Source organism: Aeromonas sp. R6-1 (genome assembly GCF_040908165.1).
In the GTDB taxonomy this organism is placed as follows: Bacteria; Pseudomonadota; Gammaproteobacteria; order Enterobacterales; family Aeromonadaceae; genus Aeromonas; species Aeromonas caviae.
Genome location: NZ_JBFODF010000029.1, coordinates 1 through 23,484, shown reverse-complemented (window position 1 = coordinate 23,484; position 23,484 = coordinate 1). Strand labels below are relative to the sequence as shown.

The window sequence follows — 23,484 nt, the reverse complement described above, 5'->3', positions numbered from 1 at the left end:
TGCAAAGTGAGCTCTCACACAAGGCTCAATAAGGAATTCGCAATGCGTATCGAAGAAGACTTGAAGCTCGGTTTCAAGGATGTCCTGTTTCGCCCCAAGCGCTCTACTCTCAAGAGCCGTTCCCAAGTCAGCCTGACCCGCCAGTTCACCTTCAAGCACACCCAGACCCAATGGCAGGGCGTGCCCGTCATCGCCGCCAACATGGATACCGTCGGCAGCTTCGCCATGGCGCGTACCCTGGCCAGCTTCGAGATGATGACGGCGGTGCACAAGCACTACAGCCTTGCGCAGTGGCAAACCTTCGTCAATGAGACCGACCCGGCCCTGCTGGGCCATGTGATGGTCTCTACCGGCACCTCGGAGGAGGACTTCACCAAGACACGCCAGATCCTCGCAATGTCCAGCGCCCTGCGCTTCATCTGCGTGGACGTGGCCAACGGCTACTCCCAGCACTTCGTCGAGTTTTTGCGCAAGATCCGCGAGGCCTGCCCGAACCACGTCATCCTGGCGGGCAACGTGGTGACCGGCGAGATGGTGGAGGAGCTCATCCTCTCCGGCGCCGACATCGTCAAGGTGGGCATAGGCCCGGGCTCAGTCTGCACCACCCGGGTCAAGACCGGGGTCGGCTACCCGCAGCTCTCCGCCATCATCGAGTGTGCCGATGCGGCCCACGGCCTGGGTGGCCAGATCGTCGGTGACGGCGGCTGCACCTGCCCGGGGGATGTGGCCAAGGCATTTGGCGGCGGCGCCGACTTCGTGATGCTGGGGGGCATGCTGGCCGCTCACGAAGAGTGCGGCGGTGAAATCGTCGAGGTCGATGGCGAGCCCTTCATGAAGTTCTACGGCATGAGCTCGGCCAGCGCCATGGACAAGCACGCCGGCGGCGTCGCCGAGTATCGCGCCTCCGAAGGCAAAACCGTGCTGCTGCCCTACCGCGGCCCGGTGGAGAACACGGTGCGCGACATCCTGGGCGGGGTGCGATCCACCTGCACCTATGTGGGGGCCAGCCAGCTGAAAGAGCTCACCAAACGCACCACCTTCATCCGGGTGCGCGAGCAGGAGAACAACGTCTACGGCAAGGAGTAACCTGCCACAGACCCCGTCACGCGCTGACGGTTAGAAGCCGACCAACCGGTGTGCTACCCTGCGCACCGGTTTTTTTGCATCTGGGATCCCGCGCCATGACAAGCCCTCTCCCCCCCTTCGACTGGGACATCTTCTGCTGCGTCGTCGACAACTTCGGTGACATCGGCGTCACCTGGCGACTCGCCCGCCAGCTCAAACAGGAAGGCGCGCTCCCGGCGCAGAAGAGTGAGGTGCAGGTGCGGCTCTGGGTGGACGATCTGGCTAGCTTCGCCCGCATCTGCCCGGCGCTCGCCCCCGCACAGGACGGTCAGTGGGTCGATGGCATCTATGTCCAGCACTGGCACGAGCGCCTCCCCGCCGACATGACCCCGGCCAGGGTGGTCATCGAGGCGTTTGCCTGCGAGCTGCCCGCCCCCTTTATCGAACGCATGACCGAGCAGACCACGCCCCCCTGCTGGATCAACCTCGAATACCTCTCGGCCGAGAGCTGGGTCGAGGATTGCCATGGCCTCGCCTCGCCCCAGCAGGTCGGCAGCCGGCGCCTCGACAAGTACTTCTTCTTCCCGGGTTTCACCGCCAGAACCGGCGGCTTGCTGTGCGAGCACGGCCTCATCGTCGAGCGCGAGCGCTGGCAACAGGATGAAGCGGGACTGACCGCCTACTGGGCCAGCCTCGGCCTGCCACCCCAACGAGAAGGCGAGCTGCGGGTCAGCCTCTTTACCTACGAGAGCGAGGCCCTCAGGAGCCTGGCCGAGGGCTGGCGCCAGAGCGTCACCCCCGTCACCCTGCTGCTGCCGCTGGGGCGCTCCCTCGACGACGTGCTCATCGGCGCAGGGCTGGCAGCGGCCATTCCCGGTGCCCGGGCCGGAGATCTGCTCCAGGCGGGCAACCTCACCATCAAGCTGCTGCCGATGACCGATCAGAGGGGTTACGATCGCCTGCTGTGGAGCTGCGATCTCAACCTGGTGCGCGGGGAGGACTCCTTCGTGCGGGCCCAGTGGGCGGGGCACCCCTTCCTCTGGCATATCTACCAGCAGGAAGAGGATGCCCACATGGTCAAGCTGGACGGTTTTCTCGACCACTACCTCTCCCCCTTGCCAGCGTCGGTCGGTCAGTGGCTGCGCCGCTTCAACCATGCCCTCAACCGGGGGGAACACACCGGTGAACTCTGGGCACAATGGCCGCAATACGCGGCCATATGGCAGCAACATGGGCGCACCTGGCCACAGAGGCTGCTGGCGGACGGGGATCTCGTCACGAGGTTGGTGAAATTTTTAGAAAGCCGTATATAATCTGGCAGTTTTTATCCGTCCGTTTCACGAACAGGAATTTTTTACATGAAAACCGCACAGGAAATCCGCGCTGGTAACGTAGTCATGATCGGCACCGAGCCGATGGTGGTCCAGAAGGCTGAATTCAACAAATCCGGCCGTAACTCCGCCGTGGTCAAGATGAAGCTGAAGGGTCTGCTGAACGGCAGCGCCACCGAGACCGTCTTCAAGGCCGACGACAAGCTGGAAGTCGTTCAGCTGGAGCGTAAAGAGTGCACCTACTCCTACTACTCCGACCCGCTGTATGTCTTCATGGACACCGAGTACAACCAGTACGACGTCGAGAAAGACAACCTGGGTGATGCCCTGAACTACCTGGTAGACGGCATGGAAGACCTCTGCGAAGTGACTTTCTACAACGAGAAAGCCATCTCCGTAGAACTGCCGACCACCATCGTGCGTGAAGTCGAGTACACCGAGCCGGCCGCCCGTGGCGACACCTCCGGTAAAGTGACCAAGCCTGCCCGCCTGAAGGGCACCTCCTACGAGCTGGCCGTTGCCGCCTTCGTGGAGATCGGTGACAAGATCGAAATCGACACCCGTACCGGTGAATTCAAGCGTCGCGTCAACTAAGTTGACCCCTTGATGTGATTGCAAAAAAAGCGAGCCAAGGCTCGCTTTTTTATTGGCTGGCACCTCACGGCCAGCCTGATGAGAAGCCGTGCCCCTAGCGGCGATGGGCCAGTGCCCGCACCAGCCTGTCCCCCACCCCCTGTACCAGTTGCACCAGCAGCAGCAACATGACCACTGTCCCTGCCATCACCTTGTCATCAAAGCGCTGGTAGCCGTAGCGGATCGCCAGATCACCGAGCCCGCCGCCACCGACCACCCCTGCCATGGAGGAGAAGCCAATGAGCATCACCACCGTCAGGGTGAGTCCGGCCAGCAGCGCCGGCAAGGCCTCGGGCAGCAGCGCCTTGACGACCACGTGCCAGCCGCTGCCCCCCATGGCGAGCACGGCTTCGACGCGCCCCTTGTCCACCTCATCGAGGGCGCTCTCCACCACCCGGGCAAAGAAGGGGAAGGCCCCCAGGGTAATGGGAACGATGGCGGCGGTGCTGCCCAGTGAGGTGCCGACCACCAGCCGGGTCAGGGGGATAAGGGCGATCAGGAGCACCACGAAGGGGAGCGACCGCCCGATGTTGATACCGATCCCCAGCACCATGTTGAGACGGGGCAAGGGCAGCACGCCCCCGGGACGGGTCACCACCAGCAGCACCCCGGTCGGCAGCCCCAGCAACAGGGTGAACACGGCCGCCACTCCCACCATGTAGAGCGTTTCGAGCGACCCCTGATACATCAGTTCGATCAAGGCATCGACACTCAGGCGACTCTGCATAAACGCACCTCCTCTGTGACTCCGTGACGCGCCATGAAACGCCGCAGGATCTCGGGATCCGGCAACAGGGCCTGCCGCACGCGGGAGTCGGGGTTGGCCAGCAGGGTGCCCAGAGCGCCGCTTTCCACCAGCTGACCCCGTTCAAGCAATGCCGCGTGATCGCAGATGGCCCTGACCACCTCCAGCTCGTGGGTGATGAGCACTATGGTGATCCCGAGGCGGCGGTTGATGTCGGCAAGCAGCGCCAGCACCGACTCCGTGGTCTCCGGATCCAGGGCACTGGTCGCCTCGTCACAGAGCAAGTGGCGCGGATTGGCGGCCAGGGCGCGGGCGATGCCCACTCGTTGCTTCTGTCCCCCCGACAACTGGGAGGGAAAGGCGCGACGGTGCTCGCCAAGCCCCACCAGTTCCAACAGCTCGCTGACCCGGGCCGCCCGCTCCCGGCGCGCCACTCCGGCGATTTCCAGCGGGACCGCCACGTTCTCCTCCACGCTGCGGGCGTGCAGCAGATTGAAGTGCTGGAAAATCATGCCGGTCCCCTGACGGTGGCGGCGCAAGGCCGCCCCCTCCAGGGCCGTGATGTCGCGGCCATCGAACAGGATGCGGCCCCGGCTTGGCCGCTCCAGCAGATTGAGGCAACGAATGAGCGTGCTCTTGCCCGCGCCGCTGCGCCCGAGAATGCCGTAGATGGCCCCATCCGGAATCTCGAGCGACACTCCCTCCAGAGCGGGTTGCCCGTGCCCCGGGTACTGCTTGCCGAGCCCCTCCAGCACTATCATGACTGCCGCCCGGCCACCGGGATCACCGACCCCTTGTAGCTCTTGCGAATGAAGTCGGCGATCGCCCTGGACTCCAGGTCCCGCGCCAACTGGCGGATCCGCGGATCATCCTTGAGCGCCGGGGTGGTCACCAGGATGTTGGCGTAGGGATTGTTCTGGGCGCTCTCCAGCCCCAGGGCATCGCGAGCAGGCTCCAACCCCGCCTCCAGGGCATAGTTGCCATTGATCACCGCCAGATCCACGTCGTCGAGGGAGCGCGGCAGCTGCGGCGCCTCGATCTCCAGGATCTTGAGCGCCTTGGGGTTGGTGGCGATGTCGTGCACCGTCGCCAGATCCCGCGCCGGATCTTCATGGCCGGCCTTGAGGGTGATGAGCCCCTCGTGCTGCAACAGATAGAGGGCCCGGCTCAGGTTGGTGACATTGTTGGGCAGGGCGATCACCGCCTTTTCCGGTACCTCCCTCAGGTGCTTGAACTTCTTCGAATAGATGCCAAGAGGCTCCACGTGTACGGTCGCGGCCACCACCAGCTCGGTGCCGAGCGCCTTCTCCTGATCCCGCAGGTAAGGGACGTGCTGGAAGTAGTTGGCATCCACATCACCCGCCACCAGCAGGGCATTGGCATTGATGCCGCCGCTGAGCTCGATCACCTGCAGTTCCAGCGAAGGGTCCTGGCGTTTCACCTCGCCGAGGATATCCGCATGGGGCAGTGGATCCGCGGCAACCCGCAGCGCCTGGGCGGCCTGGGCGGAGAGAGAGAGTCCGAGGGCCAATACCAGGCCGCTCAGGGAAAACAGTCCGTGCTTGTTCATCTTGTGCTCCTTGCCATGCAATCAATGGGTGGTTTCGCCGACCGCCAGCGCCCGGGGCGCCGGCAACAGATCGGCATGGTGGCGCAGTGCCACATCAGGGTGGGAACGCAGCCGCCCCTTGAGGTAGTTCCAGCCCACCTCCCGCAGCAGCGGATTGTGCGGGTCGGTGGCAGGCCCCCTGGCTTCACGGGCCAGTGCCTCGGGCAGCGGATAGACGGGCACCACGGCGTCGAGCTGGGCCCCCAGGAAGAAGGCGATGGAAAGACGCTCCTGCCCCGGCGCCGACGGCACCACCCGGTGCACGGTCGCCCGCAGGTAGCCGTTGCTGGCGAGCTCCAGCAGCTCACCGATGTTGACCACGAAGGTGCCGGGGAGCGGGAGCGCATCGATCCAGTGATCCGGCGCCACCTCCACCTGCAGGCCGGGCTGGTCATCCTGCAGCAGGAAGCTCAGGAAGCCCGAATCCTTGTGGGGACCGACCCCCTGAGTGGCGCCCCGCTCACCGGGATAGCGGATCAGCTTGATATGTTCGTTGGGACGCTCTCCGTGCAGGGCATCGAAGGCATCTGGTGACAGTGCGAGCGCCTCGGCAAAAGCCCCGAGCAGGGTACGGGACATCCGGGTCATCTGCCCACGCCAGCGCGTCAGCACGGGTTGCAGTGTCGGCAGCGCCTCCGGCCACTGATTCGGCCCCTGCAACCGCCACCAGGGCGGGTCGCCCGCTGCGCGCGGCAAGGCAGGGCGATCGGCACCGATATCAAACTGCTCTCGCCAGTCGGGTTGACCCCGGGTCAGCTCCGCCCCCGGTCGGTTGTAGCCACGAAAATGGGGAGAGTGGATCATGGCGACCTGCTGCTTGGCCGCCAGAGGCAGCGCAAAGAAGGCCCGCGACAGCTGCTGCACCTCCTGTTGCAGCTCGGGATCGATGCCGTGGCCGGTCAGGTAGAAAAATCCCGTCTCTCTCGCGGCATCGCGCAACGATGCCAGAAAATCGGCCCGAGCGTCGGGCGAGGCATCCAGCTGCCTCAGGTCGAGGATGGGCAAGTGAACCAAGGTGCTCATGGCGATAACGCTCCCTGTCGATGGAAAGTGAGGGTGAACCTCTCGTTCTGACGAGACAGGGGGGAGAATTCTCCGCCTGCGGCCAGTGGCGACATGCCCCGGCCCCCTGTCTGTCTGCCCTTACTGAACCATGTATGGGTCACGGGATGGAACAATCAAAACCGGGAATGCTTTGCCATTTGGAACAATCCCGGGCCCGTGTCCGGCCCGCCGGTCAGACCCTCTTCGCCACCGCCGATGCCGATCTGCCCCCTTGCCCTAAAGAAACCCCCGGCGAGGCCGCTATGAGGGAGTGCTGGAGGATCCCCCATGACATTTCGCCCCTATCTGCTGCTGACCCTGCTTGCTTTTGCCGCCCACGGCGCCGGGCAGGCACCGTCAGGCGCCGCCCCGGATCCAGCCCCCCTGGTTCCCCCCGACTACTGGCAGAGCAGCGACTGGCAGGGGATACCCGACAGCACCAGGGTGGACAAACAACAGGTACTGTTTGCCAAGCACGACAGCGACAACTACGTGGGTCTGGTCATCCTGCTGCCCGACTGGCAGCGCAGCGGCCAGCTGTGGCAACTGACCCGGGAGCTGGGGCGCCTCGGTTTCGATACCCTGCTGCTGCTCCCCTCGCCGCAGCAGACCGAGCTCGACCCCGCCGCCGAGAAGAAACAGCAGGTCATCGACGATTTTCGCAAGCAGTTTGCCTCCCGCATCAGCAAGCTGGGGGATGCCAAGCTGCAGGAGGGGGGCTTCAAGCTGCTGCTGGCCCAGGGTACCAGCGCCGCCTGGGCCGCCAACCTCATCGCCAGCGAGCAGTTGCCCGCCCCCGATGCCCTGGTGCTGCTCGATGGCTTCTTCCCCAACCAGCTGAGCAACCAGACCCTCGCCAAGCAGATAGCCCAGGGCAGCATCCCTACCCTGGATCTCTATCAGGAGGAGGGAGGACGCTGGCCCCTGCTGGCGGCCGAAGCCCGCAGAAGCGAGAGCCGCCGCAGCCACAAGCTCAACTACCGCCCCTATGCCCTGATGGATCTGGAGGAGACGCCGGGGCGTATCCAGGGCTGGCTGACGCACCTGGGCTGGATCTGAGGCCCTCCGAGACACAGCCACCCGCCTTTTGCCTTATCCATCAGACTTGACCCGATGCCACCGCGCTGGTCAGCCGCCCTCCATGTTTGGCATCATGTCCAAACCAATGGCAGGAGGCTTCATGCAGCAAATCGTGTTTCTCGACAGCGACACCCTGGACACCGGCATCAATCTGCGCCGCCCCGATTTTCCTCATCACTGGCAAAGCTACCCGACCACGGCGCCGGATCAGGTGGTGGAGCGGCTCAAGTGCGCCAGCATCGCCATCATCAACAAGGTGCGCATCGGGGCCGATGAACTGGCCCAGCTGCCCGAACTGCGCCTGATCGCCCTGGCCGCCACCGGCAGCGACAACCTGGATCTGGAGGCGTGCCGCGCCGCCAATGTCGCCGTGTGCAATATCCGCAACTACTCGGGCCCTTCCGTCCCCGAGCACGCCATGGCCCTGATGCTCGCCCTGTCGCGCAACCTGTTCGCCTGGCGCCAGTCCCTGCTGGAGGGGCGCTGGCAGCAAAGCGGACAGTTCTGCTTCTTCGATCACCCCATCACGGATCTGCATGGCAAGCGCCTCGGGATCATCGGCAAGGGCACCCTGGGACAGGCGCTGGGACAGCGGGCCAGCGCCATCGGAATGGAGGTTTACTATGCCCAGAGCCAGGTCGGCTCCCCGGGGGATGACGACAGGCTGCCCCTGGATGCCCTGCTGCAAAGTTCGGATGTGATCAGCCTGCACTGCCCGCTCACCCCCTACACCCGCCATCTCATCGGGGAGCGGGAGCTGGCCCTGATGAAACCGGGCGCCCTGCTCATCAACGTGGGCCGTGGCGGCCTGGTGGACGAGCAGGCGCTGCTCGAAGCCCTCGGCAACGGCCGTCTGGGCGGCGCCGGCTTCGATGTGGCGAGCGTCGAGCCGCCGCCTCCGGATCACCCCCTGATGCAGGCCCTGCGTTACCCCAATTTCATCCTGACTCCCCACGTGGCCTGGGCCAGCGAAGAGTCGATGCAGCGCCTCGCGGATCAGCTCATCGACAACATCAACGCCTTCTCCCTTGGCAGGCGTCAGCACAGGCTGGTGTAAGAGGCCGCTCGCCGCCCCTCTCGGGCCGGCAGCGGGATCAAAAAAGGGGCCAAAGGCCCCTTTTTGTCGGTCAGCTTGCCGCGGCATCAGTCGTCATGCCATCTGTGCTTGCGGTGCTTTTTGTGTTTCTTGTGGTGCTTGTGATAGCGCCTGTCATCGTAATAGCGATCGCCGCGGCTCTCGTGACCATCCCCGGTCCTGGCTCCGATGGCGGAGCCACCGGCACCACCGATACCGGCGCCGATCAGCTGGCCCGTACTGCCACCGACGCTCTTGCCGATGGCTGCCCCGCCCAGGGCACCGACGGCGCCGCCGAGCGCAGCTTCGTTCTTGTTGCCCCTATTGGCCGTGGCCGCACCACCGGCCGCGCCCCCCAGGGCTGCCCCCACCAGGGCGCCGGTGTCGCCACCCAGCTCCTTGCCGATCATGGTGCCCGCCACCCCGCCGGCTCCGCCGCCGAGAATGGTATTGAGGGTCTCGGATGCCTGCACCTGTCCTGTGCCCAACAGCAACGCCCCCAGCAGCGCCAGTGCGCTCATGCCAAACGGTTTCATTTTCATGGGGTACTCCTGTCAAACCTGATGATTGATTATTTTTCCCTGCACTATACAAAGCCCCCTGACCTGCGCCACTGCCGCAAGGGGCACCTCACGGCCACCCCTCCCTGTCTCCGGTTCGCGACACAATGCAAGAAAGCAGGCTAACCACCTGAAACCACATCAAAAAAAAAGGTCACACGAGAAATCATCCCCGTCATGACCCTTTTCCCGGCCCAAAGGCCCTTTTTTACAGCAATCACCGTCAGACAGATACTGTCACAACCTCCCCGTCAACGGGCGACGACGCCGCCAGATGCCAGCAATCCCGCCCCTGGTGCTTGCTCTCGTACAGGCAGGCATCCGCCCGCTCGAGCAGCGTCAGGGCATCATCCGGATAGCGCGCGCCGCCGGCGCTCAGGGTGATGGCGTCGGCGAACTCCCGCCATTTCAGGGCCTTCACCCGACCGAGCAGGTGGGTCAGGCGACATTCCACCTCCGCCTGCTCCCAGGGCAGCAAGGCCGCAAATTCATCGCCCCCGATGCGGTAGACCTGCTCATCCCCCAGGGTTCTCGCCATGATGGTGGCCACCCGAAACAGCACCGCATCCCCCACACCGTGTCCCCAGCTGTCGTTGACGCGCTTGAAGTTGTCCACATCGAACAGCACCAGCCAGTAGGGCCTCCCCGCCTTCTCCAGCCCGGCCCGCTGCTGATCGAAGGCTCGCCGGTTCAGGATGCCGGTGAGAGGGTCGTGGAGCAGGGCATCCTGCCCTTGCAGCAGGCTGTTTCGCACCTGTTCTATCTCCCCCAGGCTGCCGTGCACGAACCAGGTTCGCTGACGCCGCTGGATCTCCTTTCGCGCCTCATCCTGGATGAGGCCGCTGAGCGAGCCCTGCACCAGCGCCTGCTCCTGGCGAAAGATCCGCACCAGAAACCACAGGCTGCACAGCCAGATGCAGAGCAATGCCAGGGCGGGCAGCACCACCATCAACAGGGTGTCTTGCAGGTTTTCATGAAAATGGGAGGGGGGGAGATAGACGTTGAGATCCCACTCCATCCCCTCCAGAGCGTGTTGCAGGTGGCGACCGGCCCAGAACCCGTCCAGGCCGACCGCCTGCGTCTCCCGCTCGAGACGGAGCGGCAACAGCGACAAATTGTGCCCCACCACCAGCTTGCCGCCCTTGCGCTCGGTGATGTAGAGGGCCACCGGATCCTCACCCACCGCCCGGTGCAACGCCCCCTGCAAGGCGCTGAACGACATGTCCACCATCAGCAGCCCAAGCAGTTGCCCCTCATCATCCTTGACCCGCTTGATGAGGGTCAGTACCTCTCCGGCCGAATCGAACGCCGGGTAGGGACCGAACCAGACGAGATCATCACCCTCGCCGGACAGGGTCTGGTACCAGGGCTGCGCCTGTGCCCGGTAGCCCTCCGGTTGCTGCCAGTCGGGATAGCCGTCGAGCCGATGGGTGCGCGCATTGTAGAAATAGAGGAAGTGGGCGTCGTACTTGAACTGATGGGCAATGGGCCAGATGGGATTGATGGCCGATGCCCCGGCAGCGATGGCCTGCTTGTCCAAGGACGCCTCCAGCACGCCAAGCTGGCGGCGGTTGTCCTGCGCCATGTCCTGGAACAGGGTGGCGTCGAGGGCGGCCAGCATGTGACCGTAACCCGCCACCGTCTTGTCGATGCTGCTCAGGTAGCTGGCTGCCGCCAGCAACAGGGTGGCGATCAGCACCAGCCCTCCCAGGAGAAGCGACAGCGGAGTCAGTATGTAATAGCGTTCCTTGATCAGCGCCGCCGTCATGCCACCCTCTATAAAATGTCATATTTTATGAATTTTATAGATTAAAAATCTGCAAAAGATATTGATTGAAGTCATTAACATCCACTGCTAATGATAAAAAAGATATCAAGGTGTCTCACGGCCATATTCACATCCGTCATGTGAATATCCATAAAAAGTAGAAACAGTCATTACTCGTCGTTGACGGTTTATTGCCCGCAAGGTGTTATAGTCGATGACTCGAGAAATCGGAGCCAGATGACCTTTGTCGGCAACGCTGGCGGTGATGATTCATCAACCAAGGAGATGTTATGAGCAGTCCGTTTATCGAACAGATCAAAGCACGTCGTACCATCTATGCCCTGGGCAACCGGGTGACCCACTCCGAGGCCCAGCTGACCGCCCTCATCAAGGATGCCGTCAAGCACAGCCCCTCTTCGTTCAACTCCCAGAGTTCCCGCGCCGTCATCCTGTTTGGCGAGCAGCACCACAAGCTGTGGGACATCGTCAAGGCGGAGCTCAAGAAGATAGTGCCGCCGGAGGCCTATCCCCAGAGTGAGGCCAAGATCAACGGCAGCTTCCGCGCCGGGGCTGGCACCGTGCTCTTCTTCGAAGACACCGCCGTCATCGAGGATCTTCAGCAGAAATTCGCTCTCTATGCCGACAACTTCCCCATCTGGTCCGAACATGCCACCGGGATCGCCCAGTTCGCGGTCTGGACCACCCTGGCCCAGGAGGGCATCGGCGCCTCCCTGCAACACTACAACCCGCTCATCGACGATGCGGTCCGCAAGGAGTGGGACCTGCCCGCCAGCTGGCTGCTCCGTGCCCAGATGCCTTTTGGCAGCATAGAGCAACCTGCCGGCGACAAGACCTTCATCGACGACGACGTGCGTTTCCGGGTCTTCAAGTAAGCCTTCACGCCCCCTCCACCAGGGGGCGTTTTCATCTCGCACTCGTTCACCCTTGTCACGTGCCAGCCATACTCTGAGCAAACCCTCTCTTGTCAGGAGGTCCCCATGGGGGACATCGCACGCCAACGTACCTCATGCACATTGACGCCCTTGTCCGCTCTGTTGTGTGTCGCCGCCCTGGTACTGCTGTTCTCGCTGATCGGCATCTTCACCCGCCCCCCCAACCTGCTGGCGGCCTTCTGGCCTGCCAATGCGGTCATGCTCGGCTGCATGGTGCGCTATCCACGCCTGGCCACACCGGCGGGCTGGGCCGGCGGGCTGGGCCGGCGGCATACTGGGCTTTTTTCTCGCCGCCCTCTTCACCGGTGAGCCCCTGTTCAAAACCATCCTGCTGACCTGCGGCAACCTGGCCGGCATCGGCGTCGGGTATCTGCTGATGCATCGGCTCGCGCCTGCCGACAAGCTCCTCAGGCGCCCCACCTCCCTCGTGCTCCTGCTGCGAAACACCCTGGCCGCCTCCCTCGCTGCCGGCGTGGTCGGCGCCATCATCAATCCCATCCTGTCTCTGGGCCCCCCGCTCTACGGGCTGGGCTTCTGGTTTGCCAGCGAGCTGGTGAACTACATGACCATACTGCCGGTGCTCCTGACACTGCCTCCCCATGACAGCGTGCCCCCCTGGCGCAACCTCCTCTACCGCACCGAGTTCTCCTGGACCGGATTGATGCCGTTGCTGAGCCTGGTGGCCTCCCTGCTGCTCACCCTGCTCATCGAGGGGCCGGGATCCATCGCCTTCCCGGTACCGGCACTGCTCTGGTGCGCAGTCACCTACTCCGTCTTCGCCACCAGCCTGCTGACCCTGGGTTACAGCACCCTGATCCTGATCGCCCTCTCAAACGGCCACCTCGTCATCAATCACGATGTCCAGACCCAGTACTGGATGTTCTCCGTCCGGATAGGGGTCATGCTGATCGCTCTCACCCCCCTGACCGCCGCCAGCATCATGGCGGCCCGCAACAGCCTGCTACGGGAGATGAAACACCTGGCCCACCACGATCACCTGACCGGTGCGCTGAACCGGGCCGGCTTCTGGTCGGCCGCCAACGAACTGCTCCAGCACCTCACGGTGCAGCGCTACCCTGTGGCGGTCTGCATGCTGGACATCGATCATTTCAAACGCATCAATGATCGGCACGGTCACGAAGAGGGGGACAACCAGTTGAGCGGCTTCGCGGCCCGGGTGCGCGACCAGCTTCGACCGGGGGACCTCTTCTGTCGCCTGGGGGGAGAGGAATTCGTGGCCATCTTGCCCGGCCTCAGCGAGGAGCAGGCCATGGCGGTGGCCGAGCGGCTGCGAAAAATCGTCGCGCAGCCAGGGGAAGAAAATGGAGCCGAGCCCGCCGTCTGCATCACGGTCAGCATCGGTATCGCCTCCCAGAGAGAGGGCCCCTTCAATCTGGACGAGCTGCTCTCTCGCGCCGATCAGGCGCTCTATCTGGCCAAGCACAATGGCCGCAACCGGGTGGAACGCTACTCGCCTGAGCAGGCTTCCCCCAGCGTCGGGCAATCTTGCGGCACCTGAATGGCGTGGCTCTTGTCGTCATCATCCGGCCTCTGCCGGCTGCGGGGCGGGCAGATGAAGATGGAGCCCGTCCGATGCCACCTCGATCTCGATCCCGCGCCAGTCCCGCAGCCAGCCCTTGAGCCTGTCGTCATACCACCTTGTTCCCCCCATCTGCACCACCTGGCAACCCGCCTGCAGGGCGCTGGCGATGCCCGCTGGCGCATCCTCGAACACCAGGCAATCGGCCGGAGCCAGTCCCAACCGGCTGGCAGCCAGCAAATAAGGCTCGGGATCCGGCTTGCCCCGTACCACATCCCCGGCGCACACCAGGAGACGGGGCAGCGGCAATCCGGCGTGCAGCAGCCGGTGCTCTGCCACCCTCCGGCTTGCGGAGGTCACCAGCGCCCAGCGCGTCGATGGCAGCTGTTCGAGCAGTCGCCGGGCACCGTCCAGGGGCATCGGCGCCGCAGCGTATGCCATCTCCAGATCGTCGAGCAGGGCCACCTCCACCGCCATGTCCAGCTGGGGAGCCAGGGCCCCTATCACCTCCCGTGAGCGCACGCCGTGGCACATGGCGAGCACGGGAGCGGGATCCAGCCCATGGTGCTGACACCAGCGCCGCCACACGACTTCCACGTCGCCGGTGGAGTGGACCAGGGTCCCGTCCATGTCCAGCAGCAGGGCCGCGGCCCTCACGCGCACCGCGCTCACAGGGCTCTCCCCGCCAGCGCATCGGCGAAGACCTGCCGCTGGGCAGCGGCCTCGTAACAGGCGAGCGCCTGCTCCGCATTGCTGGCCCACACCGGCAAGGGGGCGACGACGAACCCCTGCTGCAACAGGCTGGTCAGCAGCTCCCCGGTCTCCGGTGCGGCCAGCGGCTGAGCCATCACCAGGCTCCCCTTGATCAAGAACAGATAGCGTTCGCTCGACATGACATGACTCCTTGTGGCTGAACAGCGGGCAAGCAGGCCCGTTTCGAGACCATTAGAACAAGGAGATTAGATAATTTATAATCAATAAATCGCCACATTGGATAACCAAATGGAATGAGATTCGACCTGAGACAATTGCAGGCCTTCGTCATGCTGGCCGAGAGTGCCAACTACCGGGAGGCGGCCAGCCGGCTTTTTGTGACGCAACCGGCCCTGACCAAGCAGATCCAGGGGCTGGAGCAGGCCCTCGGCAGCACCCTGTTCAACCGTGGCCGCCACGGGGCCGAGCTGACAGCCATCGGCCTCCAGTTGCTGCCCCAGGCCAGGGCTCTGGTGGATCACGGCAAGGGATTCGAGCGGCATGCCCTGGCGCTGGCAAGCGGTGCCGCCGGACGCCTCAATATCGGGTTCGGGCTCTCCAGCTTCGCACTGGCCCCCTCCCTGGTGGCCCGTTTCAAACAGCAGGCCCCCGACGTGCTGGTTCACCTGCGGGACACCACCTCCGCCATCCAGCAGGAGCACTTGCTGGCGGGTCGGCTGCAACTGGGCTTCATGCGACGGCCTGATGCGCCACAACTAAGGGAACACAGGTTGCTGACGGACAGACTGGTGCTGGCCGTCCCCACCCAGGTGGCAGGGCCGGACTTCGACCTGGAGCGGGCGCTGATCCGCGATCCCTTGCTGCAGATGGTGGGCCATCGCTGCCCGGGCCTCAGCCAGCAGATCGCCCGCTTCCTCGGTGCCAACCGGCTGACCGGTCTCATCCAGGAGGCGGAAGACATCCAGACCCTGGTGGCCCTGGTGGCCGCCGGTATCGGCAACGCCATCCTGCCGCGCAGCGTGGGGTTCATCGCGGGCAAGGAGGTGACCCTCTACCCTCTCTCCGGCCCCTGGTCGGAATGGGAAATCAGCCTGGTGTGGAACCCGGAATTTGCCGATCCCATCCGGGATCGCTTCCTCGCCATGGTGAGAGAGACGCACCCCGAGCCCGCATGAGGTGCATGAGATGCCTGCAGGAGAGGATGGCCGGGCTCAGTCCCGTTCCGCCAGCTCCGCGACCTTGATGATCTCGGCAATGCGACCGAGCATGCGCAGGGAAGCCTGGTGTTCTGCGGCATCCGCCGCCGCGCAGGCATCCTCCAGGATGGTGATGGCGTAGTCCCGATCGTGGCCATCTCGCACCGCCCCCTGAATGGCCCAGCTGGTGCTCACGCCGCACACATAGAGATGCTCGATGCGATTGGCCCGTAGCGCAGGCTCCAGCGCCGTGCCGTAGAAGGGGCTGACCCTGGGTTTGGTCAGCACCAGATCCCCGGGTTGCACATCGAGATCCGGATGAAAGTCGGTGCCGCTGTCCGCCAGGGAGAGGGCCCCGAACTGCCGGGCACGGCCAAACATGGGGGAGCCCTTGGGTTGCAGCAGATAGCCCTCGTCAAACCCCACCTTGATGAGCACCACCAGCCAGCCGTGAGCGCGGGCATGGGCCAGCGCCTGATTGGCGTGCGCAATGGCGTCCTGCTCGATCACCTGGGCCGCCGAGGCGGCGATGCGCCCGTCCGGGTGGGCGATGTCGTTGATGAAATCGATCACCAGCAATGCCTTGTTCATGGTGTACTCCCCCCTTGCCTGAGGCCGTTTTGCCCCTGCACCGCCAGGATCACTCCTCGCGGCCATATAAAAAACCGGCTGGCACCATCACACGGATTGATATGCCATCCGATTGGCACCTGGCAGTGCCACGCACTGCCTCATACCAGCCCAAGCGCATAGCGTAGCGCCATCTCCTTGAGAGGGCCCGCCTTGTCCGCCAGATTCAGCGCCAGGTTGCGGGCAAGCCTGAGGGGGCCTATCTCGTTGCTGAAGACCCCGTAGAAAAGATCCATCCCCGACTGCATCAGCAGGTTGTCAGGGCGGCGTCGCCCCTCGTAACGCCCGGCCAGCGCCAGCTCGTGCCACTGCGCCCCCGCCTTGCCGAGCAACCCGGCCCAGCAGGCCACGTCCTTGAAACCGAGGTTGACCCCCTGCCCCGCCAGCGGATTGATGGTGTGGGCCGCATCCCCGAGCAGCACCACTCGCCCGGCGTGATAGTCGTTGGCGTGGCGGCGCACCAGGGGGAAGCTCCCCTTGGCCGTCACGGTGAAACCGCCAAGGCGGCTCGGGAAGTGGCGGCGCACCTCGACGGCCAGGGCCTCGTTGCTCATGGCGGCCAGCGCCCGGATGCGGGCCGGGCTGTCATACCAGACCAGGGAGCCATGGCGGCCCGGCAGCGGCAGGAAGGCCCGCGGGCCGCTCGGGGTGAACTGCTGCCAGGTGATGTCTTCCTGGGCAAAATCGGTGTCGATGTTGATCAGCATGCAGTGCTGGCGGTACTCGAAACGCGACACCCCGATGCCGGCCAATCGCCGGGTGTGGGATTCGGCACCATCGCAGGCCAGCACCCAACGCGCCTGCAGCTCGGTGCCGTCATCCAGGGTCAGCACCGCGTCATCCGCACTCTGGCGCAGGCTCGTCACCGCCGCCGGGGTATGGGTCTGGATGGTCGGGAAATCCTCCATCCTTTTCAGCAGGGCGAGCTGGATCAGCCGGTTCTCGATGATGTAGCCGAGCTGGGGCAGCCCGAGATCCACCGCGTCGAAGCGGGTAGCGAAGCCGTCCAGCTCCCAGGTCTCCAGCCGGCGATAGGGGCACAGCCGCATCTGCTGCAGATATTGCCAGGCACCGGCCCGGGTCAGCAGCGCCACCGAGGCCTGACTGATGGCGGAAACCCGCAGATCCAGCGACTGCTCGGGGGCATAGGGCTCGGGCAACCGGGTCTCGATGACCCGTACCGAGAGCCCCTCTGCCGCCAGCAGGCAGGCGGTGGCGGCGCCCACCATACCGGCGCCGACGATGGCGATATCACACTGTTCCATAACTTGATTCCTGCAAGGAGTCCCCGCGATAAGGGGCAAGGGCCGAACCGAATGGGGCATGATAACGCAAGGAGGCGGCAGAAACAGTGAGAGGGATGCGCAATTGCCGACGACAAGCCGGCCCTGATGGCGGCGGGCGGCCCCAGACTGGTCAGCACCGGGATTGCGGAGTAAAATGGCCGGTCCTTTGACCCTGCCGATTTCAAAACCAGTCACGAGAAGCAATGAGCAAGAAACTTCATATCAAGACCTGGGGCTGCCAGATGAACGAGTACGACTCGTCCAAGATGGCGGACCTGCTGGATGCCAGCAATGGCTACACGCTTACCGAGGAGCCGGAAGAGGCAGATGTGCTGCTGCTCAACACCTGTTCCATCCGCGAGAAGGCCCAGGAGAAGGTGTTCCACCAGCTCGGTCGCTGGAAGAAGCTCAAGGCGAAAAAACCGGGGCTGGTGATCGGGGTGGGCGGCTGCGTCGCCTCCCAGGAAGGGGAGAACCTGCGCAGCCGGGCGCCCTATGTGGACATCGTCTTCGGACCCCAGACCCTGCACCGCCTGCCGACCATGATCAAGCAGGTGCAGGAGGGGCGCGGTGCCCAGGTGGACATCGCCTTCCCCGAGATCGAGAAGTTCGACAACCTGCCCGAACCCCGTGCCGAGGGGGCGACCGCCTTCGTTTCCATCATGGAAGGCTGCTCCAAGTACTGCTCCTTCTGCGTGGTGCCCTACACCCGTGGCGAGGAGGTGAGCCGGCCGCTGGATGACGTGCTCTATGAAATCGCCCAGCTCGCCCAGCAAGGGGTGCGCGAAGTGAACCTGCTCGGCCAGAACGTCAACGCCTACCGGGGGCCGACCTTCGACGGGGAGGTCTGCACCTTCGCCGAACTGCTGCGCCTGGTGGCTGCCATCGACGGCATCGACCGCATTCGCTACACCACCAGCCACCCGGTCGAGTTCACCGACGACATCATCGAGGTCTATCGTGATACCCCCGAGGTGGTCAGCTTCCTGCACTTGCCCATCCAGAGCGGCTCGGATCGCATCCTGACCATGATGAAGCGCCCGCACACCGTGCTGGAGTACAAGTCCAAGATCCGCCGCCTGCGCGCCGTGCGTCCCGACATCACCATGAGCTCCGACTTCATCGTCGGCTTCCCGAACGAGACGGACGAAGACTTCGAGGCCACCATGAAACTCATCGAGGAGATCAACTTCGACATGAGCTTCAGCTTCATCTACAGCCCGCGCCCCGGCACCCCGGCCGCGGACCTGCCCGATGACGTCGACATGGAAGTGAAGAAGGCCCGCCTGACCCGACTGCAAAACCGCATCAATCACCAGTCCATGCTCATCGGCCGCGCCATGCTGGGCTCGGTGCAGCGCATCCTGGTGGAGGGGCCCTCCAAGATGGATCCCATGCAACTCAGTGGCCGCACCGAGAACAACCGGGTGGTCAACTTCGAGGGGCCGCACCGCCTCATCGGCGGCTTCGCCGACGTGGAGATCACCGACGTACGCCCCTACTCCCTGCGCGGCCGCTTCATCCGCGGCGAGGACGAAATGAACCTGCGCATCGCCACGGCCCCGAGCGAGATCCTCGCCCGTCGTCCTGACAACGTGCCCGATGATCTGGGCGTTGCGGCCTTCAGACCCCATTGATGACTCTCTCCCCCGCCCCCTGGCGGGGGAACAACCGATAAGAGGACACCTTGAGCCGACACATCTCCACCCTGAATCTGCATCTGGAACCCGCCGACAACCAGCGCCTCGCCAGCCTGTGCGGACCCTTTGACGACAACCTCAAGCAGCTGGAGCGCCGTCTCGGCATCGAGATAAGCTACCGGGACAACCACTTCCAAGTGATCGGCAAGCAGGCCCAGGTGGAGGCGGCTGCCGTCATCCTCAAGCACCTCTATGTGGAAACCCAGCCCCTCAAGGGGAGCAAGGTGAGCGACATCACCCCCGAGATGGTGCACCTGGCGGTGCAGGAGTCCCGCGTGCTGGAGCAGGACGACGAACCCGCCCCTTCCCTGCCGTATGGCAAGGAGGTCACGGTCAAGACCAAGCGCGGTCTCATCAAGCCCCGCAGCCCGAACCAGGCCCAGTACATCGCCAATATCGTGCGCCACGACATCAGCTTCGGCATCGGGCCCGCCGGGACCGGCAAGACCTATCTCGCCGTGGCCGCCGCCGTGGATGCCCTGGAGCGCCAGGAGATCCGCCGCATCCTGCTGACCCGCCCGGCGGTGGAAGCCGGTGAGAAGCTCGGCTTCCTGCCCGGCGATCTTTCCCAGAAGGTGGACCCCTACCTGCGCCCCCTCTACGACGCCCTGTTCGAGATGCTGGGCTTCGAGCGGGTGGAGAAGCTGATGGAGCGCAACGTCATCGAGGTGGCGCCGCTTGCCTACATGCGAGGCAGAACCTTGAATGACGCCTTTATCATCCTGGACGAGGCCCAGAACACCACCACGGAACAGATGAAGATGTTCCTGACCCGCATCGGCTTCAACTCCAAGGCGGTGGTGACCGGCGACATCACCCAGGTGGACTTGCCTCGCAGCACCAAATCCGGTCTGCGCCACGCCCTGGAGGTGTTGCAGGGGGTCGATGGCCTCTCCTTCAACTTCTTCGAGTCCAAGGACGTGGTGCGCCATCCCGTGGTGGCCCGCATCGTGCAGGCCTACGAGGCATTCGATGCCCAGCAGGCGGCCGAGAAGAGCGCAGCCACTCCCCGCAACGAGAACACCAGCAAAGAGAGTGCCCAATGAGCGTGACCCTGGATCTGCAACTGGCCTGCGCCAGCCCGGACGGCCTGCCGACCGAGGCCCAGCTGCAAGGCTGGCTCGACGGCACCATTCTGGGCTTCCAGCCCGAGGCCGAGGTGACGGTGCGCCTGGTGGACGAGGCGGAGAGCCGCGAGCTCAACCACACCTATCGCGGCAAGGACAAGCCCACCAACGTGCTCTCCTTCCCCTTCGAGGCGCCACCGGGTCTCGAACTGCCCCTGCTCGGGGATCTGGTGATCTGCCGCCAGGTGGTCGAGGCCGAAGCCGTCGAACAGGGCAAGCCCCTGATGGCCCACTGGGCTCACATGGTTGTGCATGGCAGTCTGCATCTGCTAGGTTATGACCATATCGAGGACGAGGAAGCCGAAGAGATGGAGCAGCTCGAGCGCGACATCATGCAGGAACTGGGCTTCGCCGATCCTTATCTGAACGACGAAGAGTAACGAACCGGATGGTCATCGTCTTGAAACAGCCGATGCCCATCCTCATATAGCCACAACGATTTCAAGTGTGTTCATACGAGTAACCAAGAGAGAAAATGACCGACGATCACCCTAGTACCGGCTCGCCGAAGAAAACCTGGCTCGACAAACTCAGCCAACTCTTCCAGGGCGAGCCAAAAGACCGCAACGATCTGGTAGAGGTCATCGCCGATGCCGAAGAGCGGGACCTCATCGATCAGGACACCAAGGACATGATCGAGGGCGTGCTCGAAATTGCCGAGCTGCGCGTGCGTGACATCATGATCCCCCGCTCCCAGATGGTGACCATCGAGAAGTCCCAGCCGGTGGACGAGTTCCTGCCAGTCATCATCGAATCCGGCCACTCCCGCTTCCCGGTGATCAACGAAGACAAAGATCACGTGGAGGGCATCTTGCTCGCCAAGGATCTGCTGCCGTTCGGGTTTGGCGGCCAGCATGCCAGCGAACCGCTCCAGCTGGAGAAGATCCTGCGTCCCACGGTGATCGTGCCGGAGAGCAAGCGGGTCGATCGCCTGCTCAAGGAGTTCCGGGAAGAGCGCTACCACATGGCCATCGTGGTGGACGAATTTGGCGGTGTCTCCGGTCTCGTGACCATCGAGGACATTCTGGAGCTCATCGTCGGCGAGATTGACGACGAGTTCGACGATATCGAGGACGAGCCGGAAGAGATCCGCCGCATCAGCAAGCGAGTCTTCTCGGTGAGCGCGCTGACCGAGATCGAGGACTTCAACGACTTCTTCGGCACCCAGTTCAGCGATGAAGAGGTGGACACCGTCGGCGGTCTGGTGATGCACGCCTTCAGCCACCTGCCCAAGAAGGGTGAAGAGATCGAACTCGACGGCTACCTGTTCAAGGTGATGCACGCCGATCGCCGTCGCCTGCAACAGTTGCAGGTAAAGATCCCCGAGCATCATGCAGCGGCGCAGCCGGAGTCCTGATCCCGCCCAGCCCCACGCATATCACGCGCCCCTCTCGTCAGGGGCGCTTTTTTTACCTCTCTCCCGCCGCGCGACCGCCCCTGGGCCCACGCCGACCGCGAGGCTCGCCGTTGACCCGGTTTGCGGTTAAGATGTCGGCCATTGTGTTTCCATTCAGTCCAATTCGAGCCCCGATCCCCCGTGAAATCGAAACTCCTGACCAGCCTGTTTGCCATTGCCAGCGGCGCCATCGCCGTGTTGGCCTTCTCCCCTTTCGGCTACTGGCCCCTGGTGATCCCCTCCCTGCTCGGCCTTTACGCCCTGCTGGACAAGGCCACCCCCAAACAGGCAGCCTGGCGAGGCTTCGGCTACGCCATGGGTCTGTTCCTGCCCGGGCAGTGGTGGATCCACGTCAGCATGACGGAGTTTGGCGGCATTCCGCTGCCAGCCGCCTTCGTGCTGCTGGCCGGGCTCTGCGCCTATCTCTCCCTCTACCCGACCCTGGCCTGCTGGCTCTTCGCCCGCTTTTTTGCCGGCCGCCACTGGAGCCGCTGGCTGCTCGCCTTCCCGGCGCTCTGGCTGATGGCCGACTGGCTGCGGGGCTGGGTGATGACCGGCTACCCCTGGCTCTGGTTCGGCTACACCCAGATAGACGGCCCCCTCAAGGGCTTCGCTCCCCTTCTCGGGGTGCAGGGCATCACCCTCGCCCTGCTGCTCACCGCCTCCTCCCTCTGGCTGGTATGGCAGCACCGCAAGCCGGCCTGGCTGCTGCTCCCCGTCGCCCTGGTGGGCGCCGCCCAGGGGCTGATGCAGCTCAACTGGGTGACCCGGGGTGAACCGGTCAAGGTCGCGCTGGTGCAGGGCAACATCGAGCAGTCCCTCAAGTGGGATCCGGAGGCCCTGGTGCCGACCGTGCGCAAGTATCAGGATCTCAGCCGCGAGAACCAGGATGCCGACATCATCGTCTGGCCGGAGTCCGCCATCCCGGCCATCGAGAAGGAGATGGGTACCTATCTGGAAAGCCTGGACAAGGCGATGAAGGTGAACGACACCGGCCTGCTGGCGGGGATCATCCATTACGATCTGAAACAGCAGCGCTTCTTCAATACCGTGCTCGGCATGGGGGTACAGGATGCTGAGGGCAAGGAGTCCTACTACTACGAGCACAAGAACCGCTACTACAAGTACCACCTGCTGCCCATCGGCGAGTTCGTACCCTTCGAAGATCTGCTGCGTCCCATCGCCCCCTTCTTCAACCTCCCCATGTCCTCCTTCAGCCGGGGTGACGAGGTGCAGCCGAACCTGATCGCCAAGGGGCTCAAGTTTGCAGCCGCCATCTGTTACGAGATCATCTTCCCGGACGAGGTGCGCCGCAACGTGCAGCCGGATACCGACTTTCTGCTGACCGTCTCCAACGACGCCTGGTTCGGCACCAGCATCGGCCCCTGGCAGCACATGGAGATCGCCCGCATGCGCGCCCTCGAGCTGGCCCGCCCGCTGCTGCGCGACACCAACACCGGCATCACCATCGTCACCGAGATAGACGGCAGCATCATCGCCCAGATCCCGCAGTTCGAGGCTGGAGTATTGCGTGCCGAGGTACGCCCCGCCCACGGCCAGACCCCCTATCTGCGTTTTGGCAGCTGGCCCATGTATGGCCTGGCCGCCGCCCTGCTGGGGCTGGCCCTGTGGCTGCGCCCCCGCGCCCACCCCTGGGCGCGCAAGGGCTAAGACCACACAACCCCGATAAACAAAAGTGGCGCCCTTGGGCGCCTCTTTTTATGGCGCTGTCCCAATTATGTGTTGGAAGGCTAATCTGGAAGTAGGTCATCACCGCAAGGACCTTCATCATGGATACGCCAGCCTTCCAACACCTGTTGTCCCTCTTTCCATTACTTACTCTGCGTCAGCGCCGTGTCGCTCAGCATGAGCTCGCCGCTCCACACCCGATTACGTCCCTCCATGCCCAGTTACCCACATGCTGCGGCTGTCCCCACTGCCAGGCGGATGCCACCCAGCTGGCCCCCTGGGGCTGGAGCCGTGGGCTGCGTCGTTACCGTTGTAAGCAGTGTCGGCGAACCAGCTCCCTCCT

Annotated in this window: 23 protein-coding genes and 1 pseudogene; 14 read left to right on the top strand and 10 right to left on the bottom strand. The window is 64.0% G+C overall.

Features of this window, described 5'->3' with window-relative positions:
• Window positions 1-42 precede the first annotated feature (42 nt).
• The 3 genes from AB5Y68_RS08460 to efp all read left to right on the top strand — a co-directional run bounded on the left by AB5Y68_RS08460 (window position 43) and on the right by efp (window position 2,990).
• On the top strand, window positions 43-1,086 hold the full coding sequence (locus tag AB5Y68_RS08460; RefSeq protein WP_039041089.1) for a GMP reductase: 1,044 nt from the start codon (window positions 43-45) through the stop codon (window positions 1,084-1,086).
• A gap of 95 nt (window positions 1,087-1,181) precedes the next feature.
• Entirely contained in the window at window positions 1,182-2,378 is a 1,197-nt protein-coding gene (gene earP, locus AB5Y68_RS08455; protein WP_039041090.1) for an elongation factor P maturation arginine rhamnosyltransferase EarP, read from the top strand.
• Window positions 2,379-2,423: 45 nt separating this feature from the next.
• Window positions 2,424-2,990 (top strand): elongation factor P, encoded by a 567-nt coding sequence (gene efp, locus AB5Y68_RS08450; protein ID WP_010673788.1) that lies wholly within the window; start codon window positions 2,424-2,426, stop codon window positions 2,988-2,990.
• A 94-nt stretch (window positions 2,991-3,084) separates the two neighbouring features.
• Here the strand turns inward: efp and AB5Y68_RS08445 are convergent, their stop codons facing one another.
• The 4 genes from AB5Y68_RS08445 to AB5Y68_RS08430 are packed head-to-tail and all read right to left on the bottom strand — an operon-like array spanning window position 3,085 to window position 6,406.
• Entirely contained in the window at window positions 3,085-3,756 is a 672-nt protein-coding gene (locus tag AB5Y68_RS08445; RefSeq protein ID WP_039041091.1) for a methionine ABC transporter permease, read from the bottom strand.
• Window positions 3,741-4,535 (bottom strand): methionine ABC transporter ATP-binding protein, encoded by a 795-nt coding sequence (locus AB5Y68_RS08440; RefSeq protein ID WP_010673786.1) that lies wholly within the window; start codon window positions 4,533-4,535, stop codon window positions 3,741-3,743. Before AB5Y68_RS08440 ends, AB5Y68_RS08445 begins: the two co-directional genes overlap by 16 nt.
• Window positions 4,532-5,344, bottom strand: coding sequence for a MetQ/NlpA family ABC transporter substrate-binding protein (locus AB5Y68_RS08435; protein WP_039041092.1), 813 nt, complete (start codon window positions 5,342-5,344; stop codon window positions 4,532-4,534). The genes AB5Y68_RS08440 and AB5Y68_RS08435 overlap by 4 nt, the downstream gene beginning before the upstream one ends.
• Before the next feature lie 21 nt (window positions 5,345-5,365).
• Window positions 5,366-6,406 (bottom strand): isopenicillin N synthase family oxygenase, encoded by a 1,041-nt coding sequence (locus AB5Y68_RS08430; RefSeq protein WP_039041093.1) that lies wholly within the window; start codon window positions 6,404-6,406, stop codon window positions 5,366-5,368.
• Between the two features lie 309 nt (window positions 6,407-6,715).
• Here AB5Y68_RS08430 and AB5Y68_RS08425 point away from each other — a divergent pair, with 309 nt between their 5' ends.
• A complete protein-coding gene (locus AB5Y68_RS08425; RefSeq protein ID WP_039041094.1) occupies window positions 6,716-7,486 on the top strand; it encodes a DUF3530 family protein in 771 nt (256 codons plus the stop codon).
• A 121-nt stretch (window positions 7,487-7,607) separates the two neighbouring features.
• A complete protein-coding gene (locus AB5Y68_RS08420; protein ID WP_039041095.1) occupies window positions 7,608-8,564 on the top strand; it encodes a D-2-hydroxyacid dehydrogenase in 957 nt (318 codons plus the stop codon).
• An 86-nt stretch (window positions 8,565-8,650) separates the two neighbouring features.
• Here the strand turns inward: AB5Y68_RS08420 and AB5Y68_RS08415 are convergent, their stop codons facing one another.
• Window positions 8,651-9,124: a YMGG-like glycine zipper-containing protein gene (locus AB5Y68_RS08415; RefSeq protein WP_039041096.1), complete on the bottom strand. Its 474-nt coding sequence runs from the start codon at window positions 9,122-9,124 to the stop codon at window positions 8,651-8,653.
• Window positions 9,125-9,365: 241 nt separating this feature from the next.
• The gene (locus AB5Y68_RS08410) at window positions 9,366-10,910 is read right to left on the bottom strand and encodes a sensor domain-containing diguanylate cyclase (RefSeq protein WP_039041097.1); all 1,545 of its coding nucleotides are present in this window, start codon (window positions 10,908-10,910) and stop codon (window positions 9,366-9,368) included.
• A 290-nt stretch (window positions 10,911-11,200) separates the two neighbouring features.
• Here AB5Y68_RS08410 and AB5Y68_RS08405 point away from each other — a divergent pair, with 290 nt between their 5' ends.
• Both AB5Y68_RS08405 and AB5Y68_RS08400 read left to right on the top strand, forming a co-directional pair.
• Window positions 11,201-11,803, top strand: coding sequence for a nitroreductase family protein (locus AB5Y68_RS08405; RefSeq protein WP_010673779.1), 603 nt, complete (start codon window positions 11,201-11,203; stop codon window positions 11,801-11,803).
• 250 nt (window positions 11,804-12,053) lie between these two features.
• A complete protein-coding gene (locus AB5Y68_RS08400; protein WP_052258907.1) occupies window positions 12,054-13,382 on the top strand; it encodes a GGDEF domain-containing protein in 1,329 nt (442 codons plus the stop codon).
• 21 nt (window positions 13,383-13,403) lie between these two features.
• Here the strand turns inward: AB5Y68_RS08400 and AB5Y68_RS08395 are convergent, their stop codons facing one another.
• Complete coding sequence (locus AB5Y68_RS08395) at window positions 13,404-14,075, bottom strand: HAD-IA family hydrolase (RefSeq protein ID WP_039041098.1); 672 nt, start codon at window positions 14,073-14,075, stop codon at window positions 13,404-13,406.
• Window positions 14,072-14,296 carry a hypothetical protein gene (locus AB5Y68_RS08390; protein WP_010673776.1) on the bottom strand — a complete coding sequence of 75 codons (225 nt, stop codon included), beginning with the start codon at window positions 14,294-14,296 and terminating at the stop codon, window positions 14,072-14,074. Before AB5Y68_RS08390 ends, AB5Y68_RS08395 begins: the two co-directional genes overlap by 4 nt.
• A 114-nt stretch (window positions 14,297-14,410) precedes the next feature.
• On the opposite strand from AB5Y68_RS08390, the gene AB5Y68_RS08385 reads away from it, so the two are divergent.
• Complete coding sequence (locus AB5Y68_RS08385) at window positions 14,411-15,292, top strand: LysR family transcriptional regulator (protein ID WP_039041099.1); 882 nt, start codon at window positions 14,411-14,413, stop codon at window positions 15,290-15,292.
• A gap of 36 nt (window positions 15,293-15,328) precedes the next feature.
• Here the strand turns inward: AB5Y68_RS08385 and AB5Y68_RS08380 are convergent, their stop codons facing one another.
• Together AB5Y68_RS08380 and AB5Y68_RS08375 are read right to left on the bottom strand one after the other, a co-directional pair.
• The gene (locus AB5Y68_RS08380; protein ID WP_039041100.1) at window positions 15,329-15,904 is read right to left on the bottom strand and encodes a cysteine hydrolase family protein; all 576 of its coding nucleotides are present in this window, start codon (window positions 15,902-15,904) and stop codon (window positions 15,329-15,331) included.
• A gap of 140 nt (window positions 15,905-16,044) precedes the next feature.
• Entirely contained in the window at window positions 16,045-17,208 is a 1,164-nt protein-coding gene (locus AB5Y68_RS08375; RefSeq protein WP_010673773.1) for an FAD-dependent monooxygenase, read from the bottom strand.
• A 224-nt stretch (window positions 17,209-17,432) separates the two neighbouring features.
• Between AB5Y68_RS08375 and miaB the strand changes: the two genes are divergently transcribed.
• From miaB to AB5Y68_RS08345, 6 genes and pseudogenes are all read left to right on the top strand, one after another.
• The gene (gene miaB / locus AB5Y68_RS08370; RefSeq protein WP_010673772.1) at window positions 17,433-18,866 is read left to right on the top strand and encodes a tRNA (N6-isopentenyl adenosine(37)-C2)-methylthiotransferase MiaB; all 1,434 of its coding nucleotides are present in this window, start codon (window positions 17,433-17,435) and stop codon (window positions 18,864-18,866) included.
• A gap of 50 nt (window positions 18,867-18,916) precedes the next feature.
• Window positions 18,917-19,975 (top strand): PhoH family protein, encoded by a 1,059-nt coding sequence (locus tag AB5Y68_RS08365; protein WP_010673771.1) that lies wholly within the window; start codon window positions 18,917-18,919, stop codon window positions 19,973-19,975.
• Complete coding sequence (gene ybeY / locus AB5Y68_RS08360) at window positions 19,972-20,436, top strand: rRNA maturation RNase YbeY (protein ID WP_039041101.1); 465 nt, start codon at window positions 19,972-19,974, stop codon at window positions 20,434-20,436. Before AB5Y68_RS08365 ends, ybeY begins: the two co-directional genes overlap by 4 nt.
• 95 nt (window positions 20,437-20,531) lie before the next feature.
• The gene (corC, locus tag AB5Y68_RS08355) at window positions 20,532-21,413 is read left to right on the top strand and encodes a CNNM family magnesium/cobalt transport protein CorC (protein WP_010673769.1); all 882 of its coding nucleotides are present in this window, start codon (window positions 20,532-20,534) and stop codon (window positions 21,411-21,413) included.
• Window positions 21,414-21,593: 180 nt separating this feature from the next.
• Window positions 21,594-23,123, top strand: coding sequence for an apolipoprotein N-acyltransferase (gene lnt / locus AB5Y68_RS08350; RefSeq protein ID WP_039041102.1), 1,530 nt, complete (start codon window positions 21,594-21,596; stop codon window positions 23,121-23,123).
• Window positions 23,124-23,242: 119 nt separating this feature from the next.
• Window positions 23,243-23,484 (top strand): annotated as a pseudogene (locus AB5Y68_RS08345) (IS1595 family transposase); the annotation flags it as partial.

What these genes read in the sequence shown, in the direction of transcription:
- efp (WP_010673788.1), top strand. Translation starts at nt 2,424, where the DNA reads ATGAAAACCGCACAGGAAATCCGCGCTGGTAACGTAGTCATGATCGGC.
- AB5Y68_RS08430 (WP_039041093.1), bottom strand. Translation starts at nt 6,406, where the DNA reads ATGAGCACCTTGGTTCACTTGCCCATCCTCGACCTGAGGCAGCTGGAT.
- AB5Y68_RS08445 (WP_039041091.1), bottom strand. Translation starts at nt 3,756, where the DNA reads ATGCAGAGTCGCCTGAGTGTCGATGCCTTGATCGAACTGATGTATCAG.
- AB5Y68_RS08460 (WP_039041089.1), top strand. Translation starts at nt 43, where the DNA reads ATGCGTATCGAAGAAGACTTGAAGCTCGGTTTCAAGGATGTCCTGTTT.
- AB5Y68_RS08405 (WP_010673779.1), top strand. Translation starts at nt 11,201, where the DNA reads ATGAGCAGTCCGTTTATCGAACAGATCAAAGCACGTCGTACCATCTAT.
- AB5Y68_RS08440 (WP_010673786.1), bottom strand. Translation starts at nt 4,535, where the DNA reads ATGATAGTGCTGGAGGGGCTCGGCAAGCAGTACCCGGGGCACGGGCAA.
- miaB (WP_010673772.1), top strand. Translation starts at nt 17,433, where the DNA reads ATGAGCAAGAAACTTCATATCAAGACCTGGGGCTGCCAGATGAACGAG.
- earP (WP_039041090.1), top strand. Translation starts at nt 1,182, where the DNA reads ATGACAAGCCCTCTCCCCCCCTTCGACTGGGACATCTTCTGCTGCGTC.
- AB5Y68_RS08375 (WP_010673773.1), bottom strand. Translation starts at nt 17,208, where the DNA reads ATGGAACAGTGTGATATCGCCATCGTCGGCGCCGGTATGGTGGGCGCC.
- AB5Y68_RS08435 (WP_039041092.1), bottom strand. Translation starts at nt 5,344, where the DNA reads ATGAACAAGCACGGACTGTTTTCCCTGAGCGGCCTGGTATTGGCCCTC.
- AB5Y68_RS08390 (WP_010673776.1), bottom strand. Translation starts at nt 14,296, where the DNA reads ATGTCGAGCGAACGCTATCTGTTCTTGATCAAGGGGAGCCTGGTGATG.
- AB5Y68_RS08415 (WP_039041096.1), bottom strand. Translation starts at nt 9,124, where the DNA reads ATGAAAATGAAACCGTTTGGCATGAGCGCACTGGCGCTGCTGGGGGCG.
- AB5Y68_RS08410 (WP_039041097.1), bottom strand. Translation starts at nt 10,910, where the DNA reads ATGACGGCGGCGCTGATCAAGGAACGCTATTACATACTGACTCCGCTG.
- AB5Y68_RS08420 (WP_039041095.1), top strand. Translation starts at nt 7,608, where the DNA reads ATGCAGCAAATCGTGTTTCTCGACAGCGACACCCTGGACACCGGCATC.
- AB5Y68_RS08385 (WP_039041099.1), top strand. Translation starts at nt 14,411, where the DNA reads ATGAGATTCGACCTGAGACAATTGCAGGCCTTCGTCATGCTGGCCGAG.
- AB5Y68_RS08400 (WP_052258907.1), top strand. Translation starts at nt 12,054, where the DNA reads ATGCGGTCATGCTCGGCTGCATGGTGCGCTATCCACGCCTGGCCACAC.
- corC (WP_010673769.1), top strand. Translation starts at nt 20,532, where the DNA reads ATGACCGACGATCACCCTAGTACCGGCTCGCCGAAGAAAACCTGGCTC.
- ybeY (WP_039041101.1), top strand. Translation starts at nt 19,972, where the DNA reads ATGAGCGTGACCCTGGATCTGCAACTGGCCTGCGCCAGCCCGGACGGC.
- AB5Y68_RS08425 (WP_039041094.1), top strand. Translation starts at nt 6,716, where the DNA reads ATGACATTTCGCCCCTATCTGCTGCTGACCCTGCTTGCTTTTGCCGCC.
- AB5Y68_RS08380 (WP_039041100.1), bottom strand. Translation starts at nt 15,904, where the DNA reads ATGAACAAGGCATTGCTGGTGATCGATTTCATCAACGACATCGCCCAC.